We start from the raw sequence: 19,024 nt of genomic DNA, 5'->3' as shown, positions 1-19,024 counted from the left end.
TGAAAAGGATGCGGGGGATTATTCCTGTACTTCATCGCCGCCACAGCCACCACAGTTGGAGCTGTTATAGGCATTCTCCGCCTCTTCCGATATTTCATCCAGTTTCTTACAGCCATTACCGTTACAGTTCTTTTCCTCTACAAACTTGGTAACGCCGGCTACAGCGTCTTTGTAGTTCCAGGCCCTGTTCTTTTCGGTACTTACAGTGCTCAGCGCTTTCAGTGCTTCGCCCAGCGGTTTCCTTGAATCATCATATTTCTTTTGTGAATCTTTCACGTTCGTGTCTACATCAGCTATCAGTTTGCCGCCATCTGTTTTGGCGGCCGTGATCAGCGCTGAAAGGTTATCTACATTGATGAAGGCATTGATACCAGCCACTTTTACGGCTGCCTGCGCAGCATCGTCCGCCTGGTTCACTATCTGCTCAGCATAGTTCACAAATTCCTGTACGCTGTCTTCCAGGTTCTTTTTATTGGGACCACCTTTTGAAAGACATTCCCTGATCAGCTTCAGCTCTTCCGAGTTGCAGGAATCTGCTACCGCATCTTTCAGCTTTACAGCCAGGTTGCTTACCTGCGCCACTTTCTGCTTTACAGTCTTGATAGCGGCTACAGCTCCATCGAAAGCTGTTTTGGCGTTGTTGCTCTTAGGCTTCAGTACATTGGTGAAAGTATCTGTCAGGCCTTCCAGGTCCTGTGCCGTATAAACAGTAACACAATTACTGAGGAAATTGTACTCCTTAACAGAGCGGGCAAATTTCTCATTGATATCACGTTCAATACATGCTGCTTCATTTGCAGTATTGGCCCTGGTGATCTGCATATCCAGGTCGGCCGATGCTTTCTTTGACTCTTCCTTCAGCACGGCGCCATAGTCTTTCAGGACCAGGTCAAATTGTGAGGGTGATGGCGGCACACAGGATACTGCCTGCACTTCTGCCTGAGGATTGTTATCACTCATTGGGGTAATATTTTTGGGGGGTAATGATTAGTTGTATACGATCTAACGGGAATTACCGGTATACTCAGGATTCCTGCATCTTATGACTGAACCTCAGTATGATAAATTCAGCAGGACGCACAACGGCCAGACCAATCTCAACGATCATCCTGCCTTCCAGTATATCGAAAGCCGTCATCGTTTCATTGATGCCCACCTTTACATAAAACGCATGTTCCGGCTTCGCGCCTGCCAGTGCACCTGCACGCCATTGATTGATAAGGAAATTCTCTATCATGGCCTTTACCTTCACCCAGGTATTGGCGTCGTTCGGTTCAAATACAAACCCTTCTGTGGCCTTCTTGGTAGATTCCTCCACCATGTTGAAATACCGGCGCACAGATACATACCTCCATTCATTGGAGTTACCATCCAGCGTACGGGCGCCCCAGATCTTGATCCCCTTACCGGAGAAAAAGCGGATAGCGTTGATGGATTTACCGGCATTGGTATCCACGTTAAGACCTTGCTGTATGCGGTCGCTTATCTCGCAGGTAACACCTGACACAGAAAGTAAACCTTCATTGGCAGGAGCTTTCCACACACCGCGGGAATTGTCTACACGTGCATACACACCTGCCACTGCAGCGCTTGGAGGCAGTATAATTGAGAAGTTGGAAATAGCCAGTTTTACATTCGCTTTTTCCAGGTTTGTCAGCGCATCAAAAGAAGCTCCGCTGCCACCTACTATTACAACAGTCGAAGCATCATATACGTAATCAAATGTAGAGCGGATATTAGGGAAATATACAGCGCCATAGCTCAGATGCTCTTCAGGACTGCTGATGGCATCCCTGAACTGTTGTGCGGCAGCCAGTATCTCTCCTTCTGTTTTCAGCGTAAGGCCATTGTTGAAAAGGTCCATTACCACGAAACGGTCCTTCAGGTCATAGCACTGCATCAACGCTGCTTCCAGGAGTGATTTATAAGTATCTACCGGCATGTTCTGTCCCTCAGGGAAGATGATCAGCGTAGGCTCATCCTGTTTTCTCAGTTCTGTCAGCGCATCGTCGAAAGGTCCCTGTTCTGTAATAGGTGTACCCAGTTCAAGATAAACACCGGTAGAAATGATCCAGCAAGGCCCGCCTCCGTTAGCAAAGAACTGCTGCAGGGAGTAATACATGATGTGCTTTGACAAGCCCTTGCCATCACTGTTATCAGCGCTGACAGTATACAAAGGCCCGGTCCTGGTGTTGTTGGTGATGGTCACGATCAGGTTTTTTTCCGGCTGCGGACCGCCAAAAATGTTCTCGTATTCCAGCAGGGAGCTGATACGGATTGGTTTCCCGAATACATCCTCTCCATCCACGGAGGCTTTTTCAGTGAAGCCTATGAAGGCAGGAATAGCAGTTTCTACTGCGGTGATGGAAGGCGGGAACTTCGAGATCTCTTCAATATACACCCCTGGTGTATAATATGTGTTTGCCATAGTCGATCAATTTATAGTTTCATTTTAGGAAGCATAATTTCTGAACATATCAGGTCCCCCTGGCGGCTGAGATTCTCTCCGTCAGGATTAGGAAGCGGAATGGTACCATAGCTCACCTTGCGGTAAGCCTTCATCAGCGGATAAGGCTGTTTGCTGATAATCACCTTCTTCATGCCCGGAGGTGCAGGCGTTACAATGTCCCAGTCAGCTTCAGCAGCAGGATCACTTTTCTGCAGGTAATATTTCCAGTAGGTGGACCGGTTTGCAAAACGCAGCTCAAATACAGGCGCCGCCGCTACCAGCGTACCATTTGCGTCAGTAAGCTGAAAACCCGCATCAGCGGTATTCATCACCAGGTCAAGTACTCCCCAGGCATCCGCCTGGTAAAGGTCGTCCTGTATATTAACTGTATATGTGCGCGTATATCCGTTAGTGCCGGTAATTACCAGCGTATATAATCCATTGGGAACAGCAGCGAAGTTCAGTGTAACTTCTTTCATGGGCACCGGCTTCTCGAACAACAGGGCCTTTATCTCATCTCCCGCTTTCTGCAGACTGAAAGAAGCTTTCACTATATCCGCAGGTTCAAACCTGTACCTGAACTTACGGGGCAACAGTATACGGTCATATTCACTGATACAATGAAAATCGTCTGTCGCCGCCCATCCCGTAGCTGCACTGCTGGTACGGCTGATAGCCTGCGATGTGGTACCGCCAACTACCGCGGTCTCTCCCATTTCATATATCCTGCCGTTCGCAAAGTCCTGTATAGGAGCAGAAAGGGAAGGAAATGTCTTTCCTGCTACCAGGCTGTCATTCGTAAAATAATAACAGGCCGGGGTAACAGGGTTCACCCTGAGATTACTACGGGATATCAACGATGATTGTTTCAACCGGATAATGAACTGCAACCTGAGCTGCGCATTAAGCGGAACAGTGGGTTGAAGATCACTCCCCGTGGCTACACCCAGTATAATACCAAGCGGTGTTTGCCTGAACACGATCTTCTGCCCCTTCATGATCTTTTCAGTAGATGCAACTGGCGTTATAACCAGGTCATCTATCAGCCTGTACCTGTTATCCATCATCAGCTCTCCCAGCCGCTCTTCCTGTGCCGCAGCAGGCAGGCCATAAAATACCTTGCCTTCTTCGTCGAGGTAAAAGCTGTGCAGGATATTCACCGCCGCCAGTCGCCTGTATGTGATCTGAAAAGCCATGCTTATGATTTTTGGAAAGCGATAGTGTCGCGGGACTGGATCTCTTCGATAATGGTACCGAGGCCTGTTGTCCTGTTCTCCGTGATCTTCACCAGCCTGATCTTATATAAAGCGCTGGGCATCTGTTTGCCTCCAAGCGCACCCCATAAGTGGTTCAGCTGTTCGAAAGACATAGAGAATAATTCCAGGTGCAACTGAAGATCATCAAGGTCCTGCGAGGATGCAGACAACGTTTCATTCGGGGAATTATTGATCGTAAAACTGCTCTTACCCTGGAAGAACTGTATCACCTGCGACAATCTTGACAGCGATGCCTCATAGTCCTTATAATTTGCGGAGACCAGCATATAGAGATTAAGATAAACCGGTGGGTTCTGATAAGTAACCCCTTGTGTATTCCGGTAGAAATGCGCTGTATTCTTAAGCGCAGCTTCTTCTTCAATATTCACCAGGCTGAGAATAATTCTCTCCTCCGCACCCGGCGGCCTGTCCGGTGTTTCAAGGGTAGCTACATTATCCAGTACCACGTGAGGTTCCGGATCGTTTCCTTTAGGATTGAATGACTGTATATAATTATCCAGCTGATCTTTTAATAGCTTAAGAGCAGTGAAAATCATTGACCAATGATTTTATTTTTGTGATGTAAAATTCACACCACTGGAATGTACCAGCGGCAAGTGTAGTTATGTACCGGCTTCTGTTTGGGGTTTGACGGGGGATTCACACATATGTCTTTAACACAGTACATGGTAGCATACTGTTTACGGACTGATAGGATATTACAACCATAAAGTTGCAAGTTGCGGTGATCTACCACATCAAATTAAATGACTCGTCTTTACTGTTGAATTGTTTCGGGGTAATTGTTTTTAATTAGTTCTTCAATTTGGAGTTCTTCAAACACTAATTTACTCACTTACTACAGGACAGTAAAACTAGGTAATAATTCGGAATAAAAAAATTTTTGAAACAGCAAATGAAATAATCCGTAGAAATACGCAATCAATTGCAACGTAAAAAGTGTAGATATATAAATACCTTTTATTATGTTTTTCTAAAAGAAACGCCTCTGCTCAAATGAACAGAAGCGTTTCTTTTTATATGACGTAAAAAATCAATCTCTCGTTTTCCTGTCTCTCACATCAGTAGTATCAATACTCTGCTGATCGATAGCTTTCAGGCGCTCTTTCGCCTTAGGATCAAGCTTCGTCAGGTTCAATGGCTCAGGAGATTCCTTCAGCAACGGTATCACACACAGATAACGTATAGGCTGTATTCCCTTTTCACGGCTGTTCAGGTTGATCACTGTCTCAAAAGCATAAACAGGCTGAAGATAACTGCCATTGTTATCGTAATAGGACTTCATTACGCTCTTCACTTCATAAGTAGCCTGTTGCCCAAACTCCTGTAGTATCTGCCGTTTAGCCTGCGCTTCCGCTTCTTCACGGGAGATCGTCTCTTCCTGTCTCACAGTACGTTTTTCACCGGTGTTCAGTTCTCTCCATCTGCGTGTTACTCCTACTACCTCTCCTTTATCACCAATATTCACGATGATCTTTGAACCGGCGCCTATTACCTGCATACTATCTACAACACGGCCATAGGTCAGCGTGATCATTTTATCAATAACCGGCCCTCCTACTGCCTGGGCCCGTACACCACCTTTATGCACCAGCACCAGCTCCCTCCGGTTTTTCGGGAACAGGCCCTTTCCACGCAGGTAATCCTCACTTATCTTCACCGCATCGTTTTCAGAGGGCAGTTGTGGTTTAAGATCACCCAGATAAGCTTTATTCAGCTTACTGAAAGCAAAATTGCCGTTATTCAGGTCCTGCTCCAGGGTAGTGTTCACATCTTCTGCGGAAACGAAATATGCAATATTTTCATCGGCAGAAACAGTAAGATCAGTAGTTTTCTGTTCGCCCAGGAAGTCGCTGATCAGCTTTTTGGTATTATCGGCTGTGAGCGGAGCTGTTTTCTCAAACTGGTAAACGTACACCGGTTGTTCCTGTTCAGTACCGGTGGTTTGTGTATGCTTGCACTTACAGGCGGAAATAGTAAATAGTCCGGCTATAAGAAGATATTTTATCTGCATTGCGAAAATCTTTTGGGGATGATGAAATAAAACGGCTCAGTACTGCCACCATGTTTTCATGTTAGCAGAACCTCCGGCCGGATCAGCGGCATAACTGCCTAACCTGTCATTCTCTGTAGTGGTATAAATAATGGCACTGGCAAAACCGGGATATTCCGAATAAGTACCTCCTGAATAAGTACGCTCGCCGTCTACAGCACTGAACCAGGACTGCCATACACCGCCATTTGCCTTTAATTTATTGGCATAACGGTTAGGAATACCATTATCGGAATAACTGAGTGTACGGAATCCCGCCAGCTGATGCAATCCCTGGAAGATGGATGTCCACGGGGTCCACCAGTCTGCCACTTCCGGTGCAGAAGCCACAGTGGAACAGGATTCTATGATCATGAACTCAAGATCGCCACCGGTTGCAAGATCGCCGTAAGCCGGGCAGTCACGGAGATCCACCCCGGTGCCGGTGCTTTGATTTGTCTGAACATAATAAGCAGACCCATGCGCCGCAACATATGCCAGGTCCATTTTATCTACGAAGTACTGGTGACTGGTATTAAACTCAAAAGGCTCTGCCCAGTAATATTGTACTTCCTGGTAACGGTGGGAACCAATATTCTGCCAGCCCTGGAAGTTTTTGATGAAGTTCCATACATTACGTACAAAGCGGTCTTCTGCACGGTCTACATATCCGCCTATTTCACGGTCAGCCGCCATACTGACGCCAGTGCTGAGCAGTAAGCTGAAAAGGACAGGCAGCAGCTGCCACCTGCGGAGTGTGGTGTTTTTCATTTCTGTTTTTTTTGGGGTATATACAAATAATAACTTTCTCAGACAGTTGCTGATTACAAATGTACAGAATCCCCAAAATCAACATCCAGGTATTTATACCTGATTTAACAATTCCCCGAAACGATCTATATACTGGCTTACATGATAGCCATCCATCAACCCATGATGCACACTGACTGAAAGAGGCATCAGCATCCTTCCCTTTTCTTCCGCCACCTTACCGAAAGATATCTTCGGGATACTGTCCCGGAACAGCGAATGCCGTGCATGACTGATAGCTGTAAAATTGATCCAGGGCAATGAAGAATAATGTATCACATTCTCTCCTGATACAGCAGGTACAAGACCTCTGCTGTTCTGTACACGTTGTATCTCTTCAGCAGAAGCAGTAAAAAAAGCCTCCTTGTCTTCATGAAAATCGATATATCCAAAACCAAAGGTCCCATCCCCGCGGCTAATAGTAGGCGACGCATTCACCTTATCATACACAAGCACCTGTCCATCCTTTATACGATACCTGAATGGTATGATCTCATTAGCTGCCTGCAGGGAATAATACAGGTATAACTGGAAGAAACTTACGCCCTCGTCCTTAGCCTGTTGGTAAGCGCCGGTACAATCAACATGACAGCAAATATCAAAATAGGGATGATCAAACTGCCCGAAAAACTCAAAATGGTCCTTCCTGTTCCATTCATTTACATCTAAAATCTTATACATCTTTCGTAATTTTACAATGTCAAATTTAGGATGCCGCCTTCTCAACGGATATTGAGATCTGGAATAAAAATATTGAATTGTATGCCTTACATCATTGACGGAGCCACCTACAGGGAAATAGCGGAAAGGAAGTTTTCGGCAGATCATTCTCTTAACAGGTTTGAGAACAGTGACTATGAGATCCCTCATGTCCGGCATTCCGTACAGCATACTTATTCAAAGAACTTTGGTATTATCCGGTTCAAAGCTGATTTTGACAGGGACGTTAAGATCTCAAACGTCCGTGACAAAGGGCATATAAGCCTTCACTTCCAGAGAAAAGGGCACTCACTGGCAAAGTTCTGCGACATCAAAAATGAACAGCCTATGGACGCGGGACAGTACAATATGTTCTTCTCTGAGAACTATCGTTCAGATCTCTATTTCAACCGTCAGCCGGATTTTGAATACCTGGCCATTACCTTTCAGACAGATTACTTCCTTTCTGTCCTGGAATCTGCCGGGGCGCCGTTACGCAGCCTGGAAGAATCCCTCCGCACAGGTGCTACCTTTGCATTGTCTGACAGACCTATGCCCACCGGCCCTGCATTGAACATGGCCTTGTATAGCCTGTTGCATTCACCCATAGCGGATAATCTTTCAGAGATGTTCATCAACAGTAAGATATCTGAGATCATTGCATTGCAGCTATCCCAATATACAGGCATCACTTCCCGAAGATCTGTTACCCTTCCCGGCAAAACACTGGAAGAAGTATACAGGTATATTGACCGGCATTTCCTTACCATCCACTCCCTTGCAGATGCCGTAAAGGAATTTCCTGTGTCGGAACATCAGCTGAAACTGGGGCTTAAACAACGTTATAACACTACATTATATGAATTGCTGCAACGGAAAAGAATGATGCATGCTATGCAGCTGTTGAAAGAAACCGGTATGAATGTGAATGAAGTAGCTATGGAAATAGGTTATTCCAATGCCACCAATTTCATACAGGCCTTCAAAAGACACTTTTCTGTTACGCCCAAACAATACAAAAGTTTGAGTTAGGGAATTAATTATCATTTTAACATAAGTTATACATTTCCGTTTTTTACATCCCTCTTATATTAAAGTCAAAACCACGTGAAACAGCAGAATGAAAAATCACCTCACATCCTCAACGCATCTTCCAACCTTCTTGGAATATGCTTCATTGTTCTCACTTCCCTGAAACTCCTTGATAAATCCCGGAACACAATAATAGATGAGATCACGGTCATTGCCATTATACTGTTTATGGCAAGCTGTATCCTCTCTTTTCTTTCTATTCGCAGTACCAGCAGCAATAAGAAAAGCGAACTGCTGGAACGTATTGCAGACTTCATCTTCCTCGGGGGACTTTCATTATTATTCATTACAACCATCCTGTTCTCTCTCGACCTGATACAATAATGCCTTTATAGATAAATTCTATCACGCCAACGGGGTATTTGTACCTAATTTTGTACAAAAACATACTTATGCCAACATTGATCCAACCCACAGCCCATTACTCCCGTAAACAGGAGCTGGTAAACGGGATTATCCATGCGGCTGGTATCATTTTCGGCATCAGCGCCCTACCGATGCTGACAGGTATTGCCGCCACCCACAACAATATTCCCGGTATAGTAGGAGCCGCTATTTACAGCTTCTGTTTCCTGCTCCTTTTCACATGTTCAACAGTATATCACCTGTCGCAGGACATGCAGATCAAACGGCTGTTCGAGATCCTCGATCACATCAGCATATATTTCCTCATTGCCGGTACCTATACTCCTTTTCTCCTGGTATACATGAATGATGCCTTTGGTATCAGCCTGCTGGCTGTATTATGGGGACTGACACTGGCTGGAACGGTATTCAAAACATTTTTCACCGGCAGGTACAATGCTGTTTCCACTGCCATTTATTTAGTGATGGGATGGATGCTGTTTGTAGGTGGTAAGCGGTTCTTTACTGAGCTACCTGTTGCTGTCCTGGTAATGCTGATTGCGGGAGGTGTGCTGTATTCCTTTGGCGTTTACTTCTACATTCGTGATAAATATACTTATACTCATGCTGTATGGCACAGTATTGTTCTTGCTGCAGCCATTTGCCACTTTGTAGCCATACTATTATCTATGTGATCAGGTTAATTTAAGATTAACACATTAAGGCATTAAACAAATTTCACTATTATAAAAAATTACTTCACAACATATACTACCTGGCTCATCTGACAAGCCTTACACAGGCTGCAAGCCTCATTGCAGCCACTGGTATTTTAGGCAATAATTTCTTATATTGGGATAGAAGCATAACTGTTCACCTAACCCGTTTAGATTATGAGGATATCAGAGACAATTTATGCCGATTTTCAAAATGTTGATAAACTCGGCCGTGTAAGATTAAACCTGAGGCGAACACTGTTCGATCTGAAAACACAGCGTATTATGCTTGAGCCCGGGAAGGAATTAGTGCTGGATAATGATGCAGGAGTATCAGGAAAAGGCATTGTCCAGTTTTCCGAAGAAGAGGATATATGGGTTGCTGTAATACCCGATAATGAACAATGATCCCAAAGGATAAAAGAACTTGTGCCATAAGGCACAAGTTCAGATTTATAACCCCTACGCCTACTCTCTTTCTATAAAACACTATACTACAGCAAAAACAAACCCGCTGTAAAAATGCAGAATATAAAAGCCTCCTTCATCCCTGACCTGATCTACGATGGGGTAGTTTCATTAAACCCGGATAGGAAAACAGATCACGTGCAACCTGAAACAGGCGGAAATGATAAACCCTGTAACTACAAAAACCACTCATCCTTATTTACAACCACTCATAATACAATTCATACATTACACAGTAGTATGTTTTGCATAATACCATGCTTTATACTATCATTGCGGTATACTTAAATCCCGCACAATGAAAACGTATCTGACACTCATATTTCTGGCCATCTGCAATTTCTCATTTGCACAGACCGACCAGGAGCTATCTGCCACTATCACCCGTCTTGATAGTCTTTTCTGGGACTCTTATAATCACTGTGACACAACCAAAATGGGTTCTTTCTTCACAGAAGATGTGGAGTTCTACCATGACAAAGGAGGTGTTACCCTGGGCCTGCCCGCCCTGGTGCATACATTCAGCAAAAACATCTGCTCCAACACGGGTTTCAGGCTCAGAAGGGAACCCGTTGAGGGAACTTATAAAGTATTCCCTATGAAGAAAGACGGCGTGATCTATGGCGCCATACTTTCCGGCGAGCACGTATTTTATATCCTGGAAACCGGGAAACCGGAGCGGCTGGATGGCCTGGCTAAATTCACGCACCTCTGGCTGTTAACCGATGGTGTATGGAAAATGAAAAGGGTATTAAGCTATGATCATGGCCCGGCTCCTTATAAAAATAAGAGGAAGGAGATCGCTTTATCAGATAAAGCTTTAGCAAAATATGCAGGCAAGTATAAAGGCACACAGATCGGGAATGTTGAAGTACAGGTAGAGGCCCACCATCTCATCCTTAAGATCGGCGAAAAGAAATTCGACATATACCCTGAAAAAGAAAACCTCTTCTTCGATAAAACCCGCGATCTGACTTTTGAATTCACCCAGGGAGAAAAACTGACGGTCAGAGAATTTGGAGCTGTTGCGGAAGAGTTAGTTGCAGTTAAATAAAATAAAGGCAGTAATTAAAATTACTGCCTTTACATTCAAACATTTTATTCAGATAGTAGGCATGCCACCGGTTACAGGCACCGTGGCGCCAGACATATAACTGGACTCTGGAGAAGCCAGCAAAACGTATACCGGCGCCAGCTCTGCCGGTTGCCCCGGCCGCTTCATCGGGGAACTGGACCCGAATTGAGCCGTTTCCTTACCCGAAAAACTGGCAGGTATCAATGGCGTCCAGATAGGCCCCGGCGCAACACAATTCACACGGATCCCTTTCTCCGCCCACAACTGCGCCAATGTGGAAGTAAAGTTCTGAATTGCCGCTTTTGTTGCCGTATAAGCCATCAATGTAGGCCTGGGTGTATAGGCATTGACTGAGGTTGTGTTTACAACAGCGCTGCCAGGCTTCAGATAAGGCTCTGCCGCCTTACACAGATAGAACATTGCATGAATGTTGACTTTAAAGGTCTGTTCCCATTCTTCTGCAGAAATATCCTGCAATGACTCATGCGATACCTGGAAAGCCGCATTATTCACAAGTATATCTATCTGGCCAAATTCCTGTACAGCCCGTTCTATGATCTGTTTACATTGTTCCTCACTGCTTATATCCCCCGGCAACAAAATTGCCTTTCTCCCCTCTTTCTCTATGTATGCAGCCGTATCTTTCGCATCTTCATGTTCATTCAGATAAGAGATCAGCACATCAGCGCCTTCCCTGGCAAAAGCAATAGCCACTGCCTTACCAATTCCTGAATCAGCGCCTGTAATAATTGCTTTCCTGCCGGTCAGCTTGCCACTTCCCTTATAACTGGCCTCACCATGGTCCGGTCTCGGGTCCATTTTATCTTCCGTACCCGGCAATTCCTGCTCCTGCTCAGGAAACTCTGGCTTAGGATATTTATCTACCGGGTTTACAATAACCGTATTCTTTTCTTTTACCGCATTTGTCATACACTCCTGTTTTAATAGTTATAAAAATTATCCCTATCTCTTATCCCGCCTAAAAACTATGCCATATAGCCCCTACCCCCGTCTGGACGCCCGTCCCCTTTCTTAATACCTTCTTAATAATAGTTTGATTATTTTTGCAGCCATGAGATATAGAACACCTGTGCTAAAGAAAGACCAGCCTGATGATTCGTACAAATTCCGGCCTCTGCCAGCGCCAACCGGGAAATATCCTTACCACCTGTCTTTAAAGGATGTAATGCCCGGGATCAATGAAGAGAAAATAACCTTTCATATGGTAGGCGACACAGGCAGCCTGCGTAGCCCGGATTTCCAGAGAAAAGTAGCAGGGCAGATGATAGAACAGTTTGAAGACGCCTCTCCTCCCCAGTTCCTTTACCATCTTGGAGATGTAGTATACAATCATGGTGAAGCCTCTCAATATCAACGCCAGTTCTTCGATCCATATAAACTTTATCCCGGCCCCATCTTCGCTATTGCCGGCAATCACGACAGTGACGTAAATCCTGCCGTACCTCCTTATCCGGCCCTCGGCCCTTTCATGACGGTGTTCTGCGATACAGCGCCCGGGACCATTCCTTTCAGCGGAGGTTCCGCAAGAAAGAGCATGACACAGCCTAATGTCTACTGGACATTTAAAACACCGCTGGCCAATATCATAGGAATGCACAGCAACGTCCCTAAATTCGGCATAGTTACAGAGGAACAGGTAAAATGGCTGAAAGAAGAACTGGTAGCTGCAAACAGGGAAAGACCCGCTAAAGCCCTCATCCTCTGTATACACCACGCACCATATACAGCAGATATCAATCATGGCTCCAGCCTTCCCATGATCACACTGCTGGAAAGCGTTTTTGAAGAAACAGGCGTCAGACCGGATATTGTTTTCAGCGGACATGTACACAATTACCAGCGACTGATAAAAAACTATCCCGACGGCCACCCTGTATGCTACATCGTAGCAGGCGGCGGCGGATATGATGAACTGCATCCCATCGCATCCCTGGATGACAACCGCTTTACCAACGATCACCCTTTCCTGAAAACTGTGGAATTACAAAGCTATTGCGACAATAAACACGGCTTCCTGAAGATCACACTGGAGCGGGATAATGGTGGGGTAAAACTAACGGGAAATTATTATTCAATACCGCATAGTGAGCACAATGTAACTGCTGCACTGGAAGATACTTTCGTACTAAAATTCTAATTATGGCGGGCCAGAAGTCCCCTATAAAAAGACTGCCCGGAAAATCCGGGCAGTCCTGTATCTAAATATTACTTTCACTCTGTGGTAGCGGATACTTCGTCCACACATCATCATCCGGCCTGTCTTTAGGTAAAGTCCCCAGCCGGTCATACCTCCGCAGATCTATCCACCTGTGCCCTTCCATAAACAGGGAGTACCGCCTGTTATAAAGTAATTCATTGATCAACGCTGCTGTCGTTGCCGACCCTGCATAAGAAGGCAGATTATGACCTGTACGGATACGGTTTAAAGCAACAATAGCATCCGGAATGGCTCCCGCCTGTATTTTGGCTTCTGCATACAGCAGTATCAGTTCTTCATTACGGATAATGCTGATAGGTGAATTCAGGGAAGTCCAGATCACAACGTCCCTGTTCCCGGTTAATCCGCCCTGGCTGGCAGATGCATTGCGCAAAGCTGTTTTGTTGATACGATCATCTCCCGCAACCAGATCGGTAACAAAAGAAGGATGCGCTACTCTTACCTCTCCTGCACCATTAGGCGCCAGGTACATAGTATTGGCCAGGTCGCCGCCGTTGGTAGAAAAGTAATGATAGATACCCATGCTGAAAGAACCGTTAAGATCAAAGAAAGACTCATTCAACGCCGTCAGGGCAGCTGCCCAGTTCTTACGGTACACATGTACCCTGGCAGCCAGCGCACGATTGAATTTAAGCAGGCCAGCGGCATCTTTAAACCCCGCAAAACCATCTGACAGAGGGAAGATCACCTCTGAACCTGTAAGGTCAGCTTTACCTTCATCCAGGAACTTAAGAACGCTATCCAGAACCACTGCCGGATCAGTTACAACAGGTCCCTGTGCAACACCATCCGCTACCGGGATACGCGCACCATTGGCATCCGTCATGTTAATATTGAGCAGCAACTGGTAACCTATCAGTGTCTTGGCAAAGCCTGTGAACGCCTTCTTCTGTGCGGCGGAAGCTACTTCCTCACGGGCATTGGCAACAGAGCCCTGCAGGATAAAACACTGCCTGATAACCTGGTACCTGGCATTCCAGGGATTGGTCAGATAGAAGGTATTATTATCCAGCACTTTGGTGCCACCTCCCAAAAGATCAGTGGTATAACGGGGCTCCGCACTGGAGAAACGGTATATCTCCCTGCCAATGATACCTGTACCATCCAGGTACGGGGCAAAGCTGTTACGCATACCGGATTCCGCACCGGTTACCAGGTTAAAGAGATCACTCCTGGTAGGGTTGGAGATGATCCCTCCTACTACCGGGGTATTCAGACTGTTTATCTCACCTTTCTGACAGGCATTCATGATCAGCAGGAGAAAGAAAGCAGATATAATTGAAATATACTTATTCATATGTCATGATTTTAACTGTGGAAAATGATCAGAAATCAACACCTACATGGAAACTGGCCCTCTTGGAAGCAGGGAACGGCATTACGTCCACACCGGTAGACAAGCCATTACTGCCCCTGCTGGCAGAAGTAGTGATAGTGTTGCTTCCAAAGTTGGATACTTCCGGATCATATCCTACATAATCTGTCCAGGTAAAGAAATTATTGGCAGAAACGCCCAGACGTATACCTTTAATAGTATTGGTGTTCTTCAGCGGCACATTATAGTAAAGCCCTATCTCACGTATACGTACATAGGAAGCATCCTGTACATAGATAGAAGCATCGCCGGCTCCCGGACGGTAAACGCCTTTTTTAACACCGCCATGGGTCAGTTCATCAAAATCGGCAGATGTTGCACCGGCATCGGTGAGCAGCTGGGTCAGGTTAATGTTATCACCACCATTTTTCCAGTGAATAAGGAAACGCAGGGAGAAATTCTTATAGATGGTCAGCTCGTTAAAAAAGCTCATCTGGAAGGTAGGTTCCGCATTGCCTATCAGCTTCAGCTCAGAGCCCACAGTACCTTTGATCTGCGTAGCCGGCTGCCCTTCTTCAAGATAGAAAGTACCGAGGGAGTTACCAAAGGCGCCGATAGCATACGGCGGAATGATCAGCCTGGTCACTTTAGAACGGTTACGCCACCAGTTCACGGTAGAATTCCATCTCAGGTTAGGAGTATTAACCGGCACAAGGGTCAGGCCCAGCTCAATACCCTGGTTTCTCAGGTCGCCACTGTTCTTCCATTCTGAAGCATAACCGGTAGAACCAGGCAACGCATGACGCAGCAGCACGTCAATGATCTTCTTATTATAGTAAGTAGCTTCCAGGCTGATACGTCCGTTCAGCACACTTACATCAAGCCCTGTTTCAAATTCCGTCTGCCGCTCCGGCTTGATATCTGAGTTACCCAGCAGGTTATCTACCAGTATTCCCGGATACCCGCCTATATTGCTGCCCAGCAATGCAGTGAACTTACTGCCATATGGCGGAACGTTGCCTGACTGCCCGTAAGCTGCACGCAGCTTCAGGTTTTCAATACCAGGGGTATTCCAGAACTTCATCTTGGTAATATTCCAGGAGAACGCCCCTTTGGGAAACACATAGTACTTTTTATAATCACCGTTATTCGTCGATCTGTCAAAACGCACACCTCCGCTCAGGGTGATAGCGTCCAGCAGCACCAGGTCTTCCTGAATAAAGAGACCATTATCACGGTATTTCTGCCTGAACTGGCGGGTAGCAGTATTGGCGCTGGCCTCCACGTTACTCTGACCTGCAACCAGGTTGGTACCCACAGTCACGATATTATCCATATACCCGGTTTCCAATGTGGCGCCCGCAGTACTGGTCAGCGTAGCCTTTTCACTGATAGTGAAAGTGTTTGCCAGGAAACCACCTATATTGGTATTGAGATTATTGGTATTTCCCTGGATGGAATGCCCCTGTGCCGTATTCTCTTCAAACTGAAGATCGCGTGGGAAGAGGGCTGCTGTCTTATAGTTGTAATAATCCACACCACCACGGCCAATAAAGCGGGTAGAGGAACGATCACTCTGCTGCAGGCGAACCTCCAGGTTACCACCTCCTATAAAGCGGTTGGTGGTTTCGTTGTTCATCATTTTATCCCTTGTTTCCAGCGGATTGGAAGCTGCGAATGGGTTCCGCGGATATTCCCCCAGGTTGTTGGGGTGCAGGTCTACAAAGTCGGGAGTGGAAGACAGCGCAACGCCAAAGCTCACGCCATTATTATCGTTATTGGTCAGGCCCCTGTCGGCAGAAGAATAAACATAGCTGGTAGTAACACCCAATGAAACACGATCACTCAGCTTATGGTCCACATTCAGACGTACGGAGTTATTGAAATACCCGGTATGCTTTACGATACCGTTTTCCTGCCTGCGGTTACCGGAAAGATAGAACGTGGTCTTCTCTCCGCCACCACTGAGAGATAATCCTGTATTCAGCACCAGGCCGGTCTCACCGTACATTTCCTTTTCATAATCGAATATCTTACCCGCATTCTGGGCAGTCGTGAATTGCTGTTTGTAGGCATTCCTCCTGGCCTGTACATCAGGATCCGGGTTATCTGCCGCACCGGCTAGATCTGCAGCTGTTTCGGCTGTGAACTTACGCACGCCCATCAGGTGCCTTACCTTCACAAAACCGGTCTCCTGGTTCAGGCTCACCTTTGTTCTGCCGGTCTTTCCTTTTTTGGTGGTGATGATCACCACACCTGCAGCCGCTTTGGCGCCATACATGGCAGCTGCGGAAGCGCCTTTCAGTATCTCAATATTCTCAATATCTGCGGGATTAAGGTCAGCTATACGGCTGGAAGGGTTATCCTGGTTGTTGGGGTTACCGGAGGTAGCAGCGCCGGTTACGTCGTTCAACCCGGCGGGAATACTGCTGTTGTTGAAGAAAATACCATCCACTACATACAATGGCTGGGAATTACCGAATACAGAAGTGATACCTCTCATTTTTACAGAGATACCACCTCCCGGAGCGCCGGAGTTAGCCGTGATCAATGCACCTGGCACCTTACCGCTCAACGCGGCGTCGAATGTCTGCGCAGGTGCAGTACCGGTCAGCTCTTTGGCAGAGATAGTGGCAACAGCATTAGCCAGGTTGCTTCTTTTTACAGTGGTAGCCAGACCGGTTATCACCACCTCGTCCAGGCGGGCAAAGTCTTCCTCCATAGTAATATTCAGGGAAGAACTGCCTGAAAGCTTTATGGTCTGTGATTTATACCCTGTAAACGATACCAGCAGCTGTTGTGTACCTGAAGGAACACTTAATGTAAAACCACCATCAGCATCTGATATTGTACCCCTGTTGGAATTAGGGACCCTGATGGTTACACCGGGAATAGGCTTGCCGCTGACGGCATCCTTTATTTTACCGGAAATGTTTTGCTGCGCTAATGAAGCGAGGGCGCTGCATAAAAATAGCAGCACCAGCAAGCTGGATTTTGGAAAGAGCATAGCTTTTGCGATTTAGATTTAATAATGATGATTGATAAAACGTTACAGTACTATAGGCCTGATTTTTTTTAAAGATTGAGATTAATACTTAAGCACAGTCCGATTTTGGTGAACGTTGTTTCAGTCTGCCACTCTGGGGTCTGATTCAGGTTTTCCATACGCATCCTGGGGCAAAGAGTTCCCAGGAACCTGATTTCCATCATAACGTCGAATCTATTCTGGCAGATTACGAAAAATTGCAGTGATTTTGTTCTTTTTTATTTGAGTGATTTAGATTATAATATGTTTATATTACCTCCTGTCCTGATATCCATATTCTTCATTCTCTGCCAGTTCCCGGCCATTATACTTGCCATACTTCAATATAGTATAGACCATCCAGATCAACGGAACAGGAGAAATTACAAACATCAGAACAGCAACAGATTGTGTGCGTTCTATCTGCAGCAGTACACAATACACCAACAGATAAGTAGTAACTGCTATTATCGAAAACTTAGAATTTCTAAGCATAAAACAGGTTTTATACTAGTATTACAATAAGCAGACCCAATATGTTGCAGTAATTCTACTCAGGGAACTGAGTAAAATTATCTAGGGTATAATTTTCTGAATGCATTGAATACCGCCTGATGAGTGACCGTTGCATGATCTTCTTCCGGCAGGTAATCAAACTCAGGATGGATACGTTTATTCTGTAACTTACTGACCTTCTCAGACAATAAATTGGCATCTACCTCCATCACATGAGGCACTGTGCCAGGCGCCAGTCCCTCCTTCCCCACGCCTATATAAACTCCAATATCCGTGGTTGGTGGCGATACGGCAACAACCATCTGCCGCTTCAGCAAAGAACCATTATCCCACCATAAACTGGGACTGATGATAACGTACTTGTCAAACAAGTACGGGTTTTCAATCAGCACCTCTGTGGCCAACAATCCCCCGAGCGACTGCCCCACCAGCATCTTTGCACCACTGGTCCTGTATTTTTCCTGTATATAAGGCACCAGCTCCTTTTCAAGAAAAGCAATGAACTTCCCTGAACCACCGGCAGTGGGATACCTGGCTTTATCTTCCGCTACCGTTGTCGGGAAGGTAAAATCCCTTTTCCTGTCCCTGTTCACAATACCTACTACTATAGAAGGTGGTATTCTTTTTATCCAGGGCAGGGTATTGAACTGTACCAGTCCTGCAATATGAATGAAGTCTTCATCCATACCACCATCCAGCAAATAAATAACCTGGTATTTTGTTGTATCAGATTGATCATATTCTTCCGGCAGATAGATGTTTAACATCCGTTTTTCAGATAACACAACCGATCTGACGGAGTCTTTTATACCGATTGAGAGGGACGATTGGGCCCAGGAACAATGCGTAACAAGCACAAGAAGTATACTGGCAGCAACTTTCAGTGTAGTCATAAATGTGAGTTTGCGGCAGAGATTAATTTAATAATTGGGAAACAATAACTACCTTACTGTAATATATGATATC

18 protein-coding genes are annotated in these 19,024 nt (G+C 45.7%); 6 read left to right on the top strand and 12 right to left on the bottom strand.

The features are described from left to right. Window positions 1-18 precede the first annotated feature (18 nt). The 7 genes from GO493_RS08595 to GO493_RS08565 all read right to left on the bottom strand — a co-directional run bounded on the left by GO493_RS08595 (window position 19) and on the right by GO493_RS08565 (window position 7,249). On the bottom strand, window positions 19-960 hold the full coding sequence (locus GO493_RS08595; protein ID WP_157305736.1) for a hypothetical protein: 942 nt from the start codon (window positions 958-960) through the stop codon (window positions 19-21). A gap of 64 nt (window positions 961-1,024) precedes the next feature. Continuing rightward, window positions 1,025-2,428 (bottom strand): phage tail sheath family protein, encoded by a 1,404-nt coding sequence (locus tag GO493_RS08590; RefSeq protein ID WP_157305735.1) that lies wholly within the window; start codon window positions 2,426-2,428, stop codon window positions 1,025-1,027. Window positions 2,429-2,439: 11 nt separating this feature from the next. After that, window positions 2,440-3,645 (bottom strand): hypothetical protein, encoded by a 1,206-nt coding sequence (locus GO493_RS08585; RefSeq protein WP_157305734.1) that lies wholly within the window; start codon window positions 3,643-3,645, stop codon window positions 2,440-2,442. 2 nt (window positions 3,646-3,647) lie between these two features. After that, window positions 3,648-4,262, bottom strand: coding sequence for a DUF4255 domain-containing protein (locus GO493_RS08580; RefSeq protein ID WP_157305733.1), 615 nt, complete (start codon window positions 4,260-4,262; stop codon window positions 3,648-3,650). A 497-nt stretch (window positions 4,263-4,759) separates the two neighbouring features. Beyond that, complete coding sequence (locus GO493_RS08575; RefSeq protein ID WP_157305732.1) at window positions 4,760-5,740, bottom strand: hypothetical protein; 981 nt, start codon at window positions 5,738-5,740, stop codon at window positions 4,760-4,762. A gap of 36 nt (window positions 5,741-5,776) precedes the next feature. Beyond that, a complete protein-coding gene (locus GO493_RS08570) occupies window positions 5,777-6,529 on the bottom strand; it encodes a DUF6345 domain-containing protein (RefSeq protein ID WP_157305731.1) in 753 nt (250 codons plus the stop codon). A gap of 93 nt (window positions 6,530-6,622) precedes the next feature. Further along, the gene (locus GO493_RS08565) at window positions 6,623-7,249 is read right to left on the bottom strand and encodes a chloramphenicol acetyltransferase (protein WP_157305730.1); all 627 of its coding nucleotides are present in this window, start codon (window positions 7,247-7,249) and stop codon (window positions 6,623-6,625) included. An 81-nt stretch (window positions 7,250-7,330) separates the two neighbouring features. On the opposite strand from GO493_RS08565, the gene GO493_RS08560 reads away from it, so the two are divergent. The 5 genes from GO493_RS08560 (at window position 7,331) to GO493_RS08540 (ending at window position 10,942) form a co-directional block, all read left to right on the top strand. Then, the gene (locus GO493_RS08560) at window positions 7,331-8,299 is read left to right on the top strand and encodes a helix-turn-helix transcriptional regulator (protein WP_157305729.1); all 969 of its coding nucleotides are present in this window, start codon (window positions 7,331-7,333) and stop codon (window positions 8,297-8,299) included. Window positions 8,300-8,374: 75 nt separating this feature from the next. Continuing rightward, entirely contained in the window at window positions 8,375-8,683 is a 309-nt protein-coding gene (locus tag GO493_RS08555; protein WP_198315641.1) for a hypothetical protein, read from the top strand. A 68-nt stretch (window positions 8,684-8,751) separates the two neighbouring features. Further along, the gene (gene trhA, locus GO493_RS08550; RefSeq protein WP_157305728.1) at window positions 8,752-9,399 is read left to right on the top strand and encodes a PAQR family membrane homeostasis protein TrhA; all 648 of its coding nucleotides are present in this window, start codon (window positions 8,752-8,754) and stop codon (window positions 9,397-9,399) included. 198 nt (window positions 9,400-9,597) lie between these two features. Continuing rightward, window positions 9,598-9,828 (top strand): hypothetical protein, encoded by a 231-nt coding sequence (locus GO493_RS08545; RefSeq protein WP_157305727.1) that lies wholly within the window; start codon window positions 9,598-9,600, stop codon window positions 9,826-9,828. Window positions 9,829-10,186: 358 nt separating this feature from the next. Next, window positions 10,187-10,942, top strand: a complete 756-nt coding sequence (locus GO493_RS08540; protein WP_157305726.1) for a nuclear transport factor 2 family protein — start codon at window positions 10,187-10,189, stop codon at window positions 10,940-10,942. Window positions 10,943-10,990: 48 nt separating this feature from the next. Here the strand turns inward: GO493_RS08540 and GO493_RS08535 are convergent, their stop codons facing one another. Further along, window positions 10,991-11,893: an SDR family oxidoreductase gene (locus tag GO493_RS08535; RefSeq protein ID WP_157305725.1), complete on the bottom strand. Its 903-nt coding sequence runs from the start codon at window positions 11,891-11,893 to the stop codon at window positions 10,991-10,993. Between the two features lie 142 nt (window positions 11,894-12,035). Between GO493_RS08535 and GO493_RS08530 the strand changes: the two genes are divergently transcribed. Next, window positions 12,036-13,121: a metallophosphoesterase family protein gene (locus tag GO493_RS08530; RefSeq protein ID WP_157305724.1), complete on the top strand. Its 1,086-nt coding sequence runs from the start codon at window positions 12,036-12,038 to the stop codon at window positions 13,119-13,121. Between the two features lie 61 nt (window positions 13,122-13,182). Here GO493_RS08530 and GO493_RS08525 read toward each other — a convergent pair whose 3' ends face one another. The 4 genes from GO493_RS08525 to GO493_RS08510 all read right to left on the bottom strand — a co-directional run bounded on the left by GO493_RS08525 (window position 13,183) and on the right by GO493_RS08510 (window position 18,951). After that, entirely contained in the window at window positions 13,183-14,499 is a 1,317-nt protein-coding gene (locus tag GO493_RS08525) for a RagB/SusD family nutrient uptake outer membrane protein (protein WP_157305723.1), read from the bottom strand. Window positions 14,500-14,527: 28 nt separating this feature from the next. Further along, window positions 14,528-17,524, bottom strand: coding sequence for a SusC/RagA family TonB-linked outer membrane protein (locus GO493_RS08520; RefSeq protein WP_157305722.1), 2,997 nt, complete (start codon window positions 17,522-17,524; stop codon window positions 14,528-14,530). Between the two features lie 291 nt (window positions 17,525-17,815). Beyond that, a complete protein-coding gene (locus GO493_RS08515) occupies window positions 17,816-18,037 on the bottom strand; it encodes a hypothetical protein (protein ID WP_157305721.1) in 222 nt (73 codons plus the stop codon). Window positions 18,038-18,114: 77 nt separating this feature from the next. Continuing rightward, on the bottom strand, window positions 18,115-18,951 hold the full coding sequence (locus GO493_RS08510) for an alpha/beta hydrolase (RefSeq protein WP_157305720.1): 837 nt from the start codon (window positions 18,949-18,951) through the stop codon (window positions 18,115-18,117). Between the last annotated feature and the right edge of the window lie 73 nt (window positions 18,952-19,024).

Origin of the sequence: Chitinophaga tropicalis (assembly GCF_009758205.1) — a bacterium.
Lineage (GTDB): Bacteria > Bacteroidota > Bacteroidia > Chitinophagales > Chitinophagaceae > Chitinophaga > Chitinophaga tropicalis.
Note: the sequence above shows the minus strand (reverse complement) of the source record. Positions and strands in the feature narration are given on the sequence as shown.

What these genes read in the sequence shown, in the direction of transcription:
- GO493_RS08530 (WP_157305724.1), top strand. Translation starts at nt 12,036, where the DNA reads ATGAGATATAGAACACCTGTGCTAAAGAAAGACCAGCCTGATGATTCG.
- trhA (WP_157305728.1), top strand. Translation starts at nt 8,752, where the DNA reads ATGCCAACATTGATCCAACCCACAGCCCATTACTCCCGTAAACAGGAG.
- GO493_RS08560 (WP_157305729.1), top strand. Translation starts at nt 7,331, where the DNA reads ATGCCTTACATCATTGACGGAGCCACCTACAGGGAAATAGCGGAAAGG.
- GO493_RS08540 (WP_157305726.1), top strand. Translation starts at nt 10,187, where the DNA reads ATGAAAACGTATCTGACACTCATATTTCTGGCCATCTGCAATTTCTCA.
- GO493_RS08595 (WP_157305736.1), bottom strand. Translation starts at nt 960, where the DNA reads ATGAGTGATAACAATCCTCAGGCAGAAGTGCAGGCAGTATCCTGTGTG.
- GO493_RS08565 (WP_157305730.1), bottom strand. Translation starts at nt 7,249, where the DNA reads ATGTATAAGATTTTAGATGTAAATGAATGGAACAGGAAGGACCATTTT.
- GO493_RS08545 (WP_157305727.1), top strand. Translation starts at nt 9,598, where the DNA reads ATGAGGATATCAGAGACAATTTATGCCGATTTTCAAAATGTTGATAAA.
- GO493_RS08515 (WP_157305721.1), bottom strand. Translation starts at nt 18,037, where the DNA reads ATGCTTAGAAATTCTAAGTTTTCGATAATAGCAGTTACTACTTATCTG.
- GO493_RS08535 (WP_157305725.1), bottom strand. Translation starts at nt 11,893, where the DNA reads ATGACAAATGCGGTAAAAGAAAAGAATACGGTTATTGTAAACCCGGTA.
- GO493_RS08525 (WP_157305723.1), bottom strand. Translation starts at nt 14,499, where the DNA reads ATGAATAAGTATATTTCAATTATATCTGCTTTCTTTCTCCTGCTGATC.
- GO493_RS08510 (WP_157305720.1), bottom strand. Translation starts at nt 18,951, where the DNA reads ATGACTACACTGAAAGTTGCTGCCAGTATACTTCTTGTGCTTGTTACG.
- GO493_RS08570 (WP_157305731.1), bottom strand. Translation starts at nt 6,529, where the DNA reads ATGAAAAACACCACACTCCGCAGGTGGCAGCTGCTGCCTGTCCTTTTC.
- GO493_RS08585 (WP_157305734.1), bottom strand. Translation starts at nt 3,645, where the DNA reads ATGGCTTTTCAGATCACATACAGGCGACTGGCGGCGGTGAATATCCTG.
- GO493_RS08590 (WP_157305735.1), bottom strand. Translation starts at nt 2,428, where the DNA reads ATGGCAAACACATATTATACACCAGGGGTGTATATTGAAGAGATCTCG.
- GO493_RS08575 (WP_157305732.1), bottom strand. Translation starts at nt 5,740, where the DNA reads ATGCAGATAAAATATCTTCTTATAGCCGGACTATTTACTATTTCCGCC.
- GO493_RS08520 (WP_157305722.1), bottom strand. Translation starts at nt 17,524, where the DNA reads ATGCTCTTTCCAAAATCCAGCTTGCTGGTGCTGCTATTTTTATGCAGC.
- GO493_RS08580 (WP_157305733.1), bottom strand. Translation starts at nt 4,262, where the DNA reads ATGATTTTCACTGCTCTTAAGCTATTAAAAGATCAGCTGGATAATTAT.